The organism is Pseudomonas sp. SIMBA_068 (assembly GCF_046534705.1).
GTDB lineage: Bacteria > Pseudomonadota > Gammaproteobacteria > Pseudomonadales > Pseudomonadaceae > Aquipseudomonas > Aquipseudomonas putida.
Genome location: NZ_JAWRYI010001916.1, coordinates 1 through 228 on the forward strand (window position 1 = coordinate 1; position 228 = coordinate 228).

The 228-nt window shown below is 50.9% G+C and carries 1 protein-coding gene; it reads left to right on the forward strand.

From position 1 onward, the window contains the following. A partial coding sequence (locus tag SB756_RS36460; protein WP_410914133.1) for a DUF2057 family protein occupies positions 1-228 on the forward strand: 228 nt, incomplete at both ends.

The following is a 228-nucleotide window of genomic DNA, read 5'->3' on the forward strand; positions in this document are numbered from 1 at the left end:
GGTATCCGTTTTTGCCACCACGCTGCGGCTTTCAACCGATGTCGATCTTCTGGTACTCGACGGCAAGAAGGTTTCCAGCTCTCTGCTGCGCGGTGCGGACAGCATTGAACTGGATAATGGACCGCATCAGTTAGTGTTTCGCGTTGAGAAGACGATTCATCTTTCCAATAGTGAAGAACGGCTGTATATCTCCCCACCGCTGGTGGTCAGTTTTAATACCCAGCTCAT